This is a genomic window from Paenibacillus amylolyticus (genome assembly GCF_001570725.1).
GTDB classification, from domain to species: domain Bacteria; phylum Bacillota; class Bacilli; order Paenibacillales; family Paenibacillaceae; genus Paenibacillus; species Paenibacillus amylolyticus_A.
The window spans coordinates 1-4,633 of the sequence record NZ_BCNV01000012.1; the positions used below are offsets into that span (position 1 = coordinate 1).

At 53.1% G+C, this 4,633-nt stretch carries 2 rRNA genes; both read left to right on the forward strand.

Annotation, left to right across the window (positions count from 1 at the left end):
- Positions 1–1,457 (forward strand): 16S ribosomal RNA (locus PAHA3_RS28870); the annotation flags it as partial.
- A 250-nt stretch (positions 1,458–1,707) separates the two neighbouring features.
- Positions 1,708–4,633 (forward strand): 23S ribosomal RNA (locus tag PAHA3_RS28875).

A 4,633-nucleotide genomic window follows, 5' to 3' on the forward strand; every position in this document is an offset into this window, starting at 1 on the left:
GGTTAGCGGCGGACGGGTGAGTAACACGTAGGCAACCTGCCCTCAAGTTTGGGACAACTACCGGAAACGGTAGCTAATACCGAATAGTTGTTTTCTTCGCCTGAAGAGAACTGGAAAGACGGAGCAATCTGTCACTTGGGGATGGGCCTGCGGCGCATTAGCTAGTTGGTGAGGTAACGGCTCACCAAGGCGACGATGCGTAGCCGACCTGAGAGGGTGATCGGCCACACTGGGACTGAGACACGGCCCAGACTCCTACGGGAGGCAGCAGTAGGGAATCTTCCGCAATGGGCGAAAGCCTGACGGAGCAATGCCGCGTGAGTGATGAAGGTTTTCGGATCGTAAAGCTCTGTTGCCAGGGAAGAACGCTTGGGAGAGTAACTGCTCTCAAGGTGACGGTACCTGAGAAGAAAGCCCCGGCTAACTACGTGCCAGCAGCCGCGGTAATACGTAGGGGGCAAGCGTTGTCCGGAATTATTGGGCGTAAAGCGCGCGCAGGCGGTCATTTAAGTCTGGTGTTTAATCCCGGGGCTCAACCCCGGATCGCACTGGAAACTGGGTGACTTGAGTGCAGAAGAGGAGAGTGGAATTCCACGTGTAGCGGTGAAATGCGTAGATATGTGGAGGAACACCAGTGGCGAAGGCGACTCTCTGGGCTGTAACTGACGCTGAGGCGCGAAAGCGTGGGGAGCAAACAGGATTAGATACCCTGGTAGTCCACGCCGTAAACGATGAGTGCTAGGTGTTAGGGGTTTCGATACCCTTGGTGCCGAAGTTAACACATTAAGCACTCCGCCTGGGGAGTACGGTCGCAAGACTGAAACTCAAAGGAATTGACGGGGACCCGCACAAGCAGTGGAGTATGTGGTTTAATTCGAAGCAACGCGAAGAACCTTACCAGGTCTTGACATCAGCATGACCGGGCTAGAGATAGTCCTTTCCTTCGGGACATGCTAGACAGGTGGTGCATGGTTGTCGTCAGCTCGTGTCGTGAGATGTTGGGTTAAGTCCCGCAACGAGCGCAACCCTTATATTTAGTTGCCAGCATTTCGGATGGGCACTCTAGATAGACTGCCGGTGACAAACCGGAGGAAGGTGGGGATGACGTCAAATCATCATGCCCCTTATGACCTGGGCTACACACGTACTACAATGGCCGGTACAACGGGCTGCGAAATCGCGAGATGGAGCCAATCCCAACAAAGCCGGTCTCAGTTCGGATTGCAGGCTGCAACTCGCCTGCATGAAGTCGGAATTGCTAGTAATCGCGGATCAGCATGCCGCGGTGAATACGTTCCCGGGTCTTGTACACACCGCCCGTCACACCACGAGAGTTTATAACACCCGAAGTCGGTGGGGTAACCGCAAGGAGCCAGCCGCCGAAGGTGGGATAGATGATTGGGGTGAAGTCGTAACAAGGTAGCCGTATCGGAAGGTGCGGCTGGATCACCTCCTTTCTATGGAGAATCGTTTCCCGCGTGGAAACATTCAAATATAAAATCTAGCCAGGTCGGCTAGTTACTCACTCGTTGCTCAGTTTTGAGAGCTCAAACTCTCAAACAGCTTGCTTTTGCATGGAGCTTGTTCTTTGAAAACTAGATATCGAAACGAAACAAACGCGAATTAGAACATTCCTTTAAGCTGATCTTGTGTAAACAAGTGAAGTGTTTTTATAAGGTAGATTGCTATTGCTCATATTGAGCAATTGGTTAAGCTACTAAGAGCACACGGAGGATGCCTAGGCGCTAGGAGCCGATGAAGGACGTGGCGAACAACGAAACTGCCTCGGGGAGCTGTAAGCAAGCTTTGATCCGGGGGTGTCCGAATGGGGAAACCCAGCTGGGGTAATTTCCAGTTACTCATAACTGAATACATAGGTTATGTAGAGGCATACCAGGGGAACTGAAACATCTAAGTACCCTGAGGAAGAGAAAACAATAGTGATTCCGTCAGTAGCGGCGAGCGAACGCGGAGAAGCCCAAACCAGAGAGCTTGCTCTTTGGGGTTGTGGGACGTCTCACATGGAGTTACAAAGGAACCGGTTAAGCGAAGAGGTCTGGAAAGGCCCGCCAAAGAAGGTAAAAGCCCTGTAATTGAAAGTCTGTTCCCTCCGAGACGGATCCCGAGTAGTGCGGGGCACGTGAAACCCCGTATGAATCCGGCAGGACCATCTGCCAAGGCTAAATACTTCCTAGCGACCGATAGTGAAGCAGTACCGTGAGGGAAAGGTGAAAAGCACCCCGGAAGGGGAGTGAAATAGAACCTGAAACCGTGTGCTTACAAAAAGTCAGAGCCCGTTTTAGGGGTGATGGCGTGCCTTTTGTAGAATGAACCGGCGAGTTACGTTCCCGTGCAAGGTTAAGGTGAAGAGCCGGAGCCGCAGCGAAAGCGAGTCTGAATAGGGCGATGTAGTACGTGGACGTAGACCCGAAACCGGGTGATCTACCCCTGTCCAGGGTGAAGGTGCGGTAACACGCACTGGAGGCCCGAACCCACGCATGTTGAAAAATGCGGGGATGAGGTGGGGGTAGCGGAGAAATTCCAATCGAACTCGGAGATAGCTGGTTCTCCCCGAAATAGCTTTAGGGCTAGCCTCGGAAAACAGAGTCGTGGAGGTAGAGCACTGATTGGGTGCGGGGCCCGCAAGGGTTACCAAGCTCAGTCAAACTCCGAATGCCATAGACTTACTTCCGGGAGTCAGACAGTGAGTGCTAAGATCCATTGTCAAAAGGGAAACAGCCCAGACCATCAGCTAAGGTCCCCAAGTGTGTGTTAAGTGGGAAAGGATGTGGAGTTGCACAGACAACCAGGATGTTGGCTTAGAAGCAGCCACCATTGAAAGAGTGCGTAATAGCTCACTGGTCGAGTGACTCTGCGCCGAAAATGTAACGGGGCTAAACACACCACCGAAGCTATGGCTTGATGCTTTGCATCAGGGGTAGGGGAGCGTTGTATAAGGGTTGAAGGTGTACCGTAAGGAGCGCTGGACATTATACAAGTGAGAATGCCGGTATGAGTAACGAAAAGATCAGTGAGAATCTGATCCGCCGAAAGCCTAAGGGTTCCTGAGGAAGGCTCGTCCGCTCAGGGTAAGTCGGGACCTAAGGCGAGGCCGAAAGGCGTAGTCGAAGGACAACAGGTCGAAATTCCTGTACCACCGTAAGCCGTTATGAGCAATGGGGGGACGCAGTAGGGTAGTGACGCAGACTGATGGATGTCTGTCCAAGCAGTAAGGCTGATGTGTAGGCAAATCCGCACATTGTAAGGCTGAGCTGTGATGGGGAGTGAAAATTACAGTAGCGAAGGTCATGATCTCACACTGCCAAGAAAAGCCTCTAGCCAGGTGATGGTGCCCGTACCGCAAACCGACACAGGTAGGCGAGAAGAGTATTCTAAGGCGCGCGGAAGAACTCTCGTTAAGGAACTCGGCAAAATGACCCCGTAACTTCGGGAGAAGGGGTGCCCCGGTAGTGTGAATAGCACGAGGGGGCCGCAGTGAAAAGGCCCAAGCGACTGTTTAGCAAAAACACAGGTCTGTGCGAAGCCGTAAGGCGAAGTATACGGGCTGACGCCTGCCCGGTGCTGGAAGGTTAAGGGGAGTGGTTAGGAGCAATCCGAAGCTGTGAACCGAAGCCCCAGTAAACGGCGGCCGTAACTATAACGGTCCTAAGGTAGCGAAATTCCTTGTCAGGTAAATTCTGACCCGCACGAATGGCGTAACGACTTGGGCGCTGTCTCAACGAGAGATCCGGTGAAATTTTAATACCTGTGAAGATGCAGGTTACCCGCGACAAGACGGAAAGACCCCATGGAGCTTTACTGCAGCTTGATATTGAATTTGGGTACGATCTGTACAGGATAGGTGGGAGCCTTTGAAGCAGGAGCGCAAGCTTCTGTGGAGGCAACGTTGGGATACCACCCTGATCGTATCTAGGTTCTAACCTGGTACCGTAATCCGGTGCGGGGACAGTGTCAGGTGGGCAGTTTGACTGGGGCGGTCGCCTCCTAAAGAGTAACGGAGGCGCCCAAAGGTTCCCTCAGAATGGTTGGAAATCATTCGAAGAGTGCAAAGGCATAAGGGAGCTTGACTGCGAGACCTACAAGTCGAGCAGGGACGAAAGTCGGGCTTAGTGATCCGGTGGTACCGCATGGAAGGGCCATCGCTCAACGGATAAAAGCTACCCTGGGGATAACAGGCTTATCTCCCCCAAGAGTCCACATCGACGGGGAGGTTTGGCACCTCGATGTCGGCTCATCGCATCCTGGGGCTGAAGTAGGTCCCAAGGGTTGGGCTGTTCGCCCATTAAAGCGGTACGCGAGCTGGGTTCAGAACGTCGTGAGACAGTTCGGTCCCTATCTGTCGTGGGCGTAGGAAATTTGAGAGGAGCTGTCCTTAGTACGAGAGGACCGGGATGGACGTACCGCTGGTGTACCAGTTGTTCCGCCAGGAGCACCGCTGGGTAGCTATGTACGGACGGGATAAACGCTGAAAGCATCTAAGCGTGAAGCCCCCCTCAAGATGAGATTTCCCAGTATGTAAGACCCCTTGAAGACGACGAGGTAGATAGGCTGGGGGTGGAAGTGCAGCAATGCATGGAGCTGACCAGTACTAATCGGTCGAGGGCTTATCCAA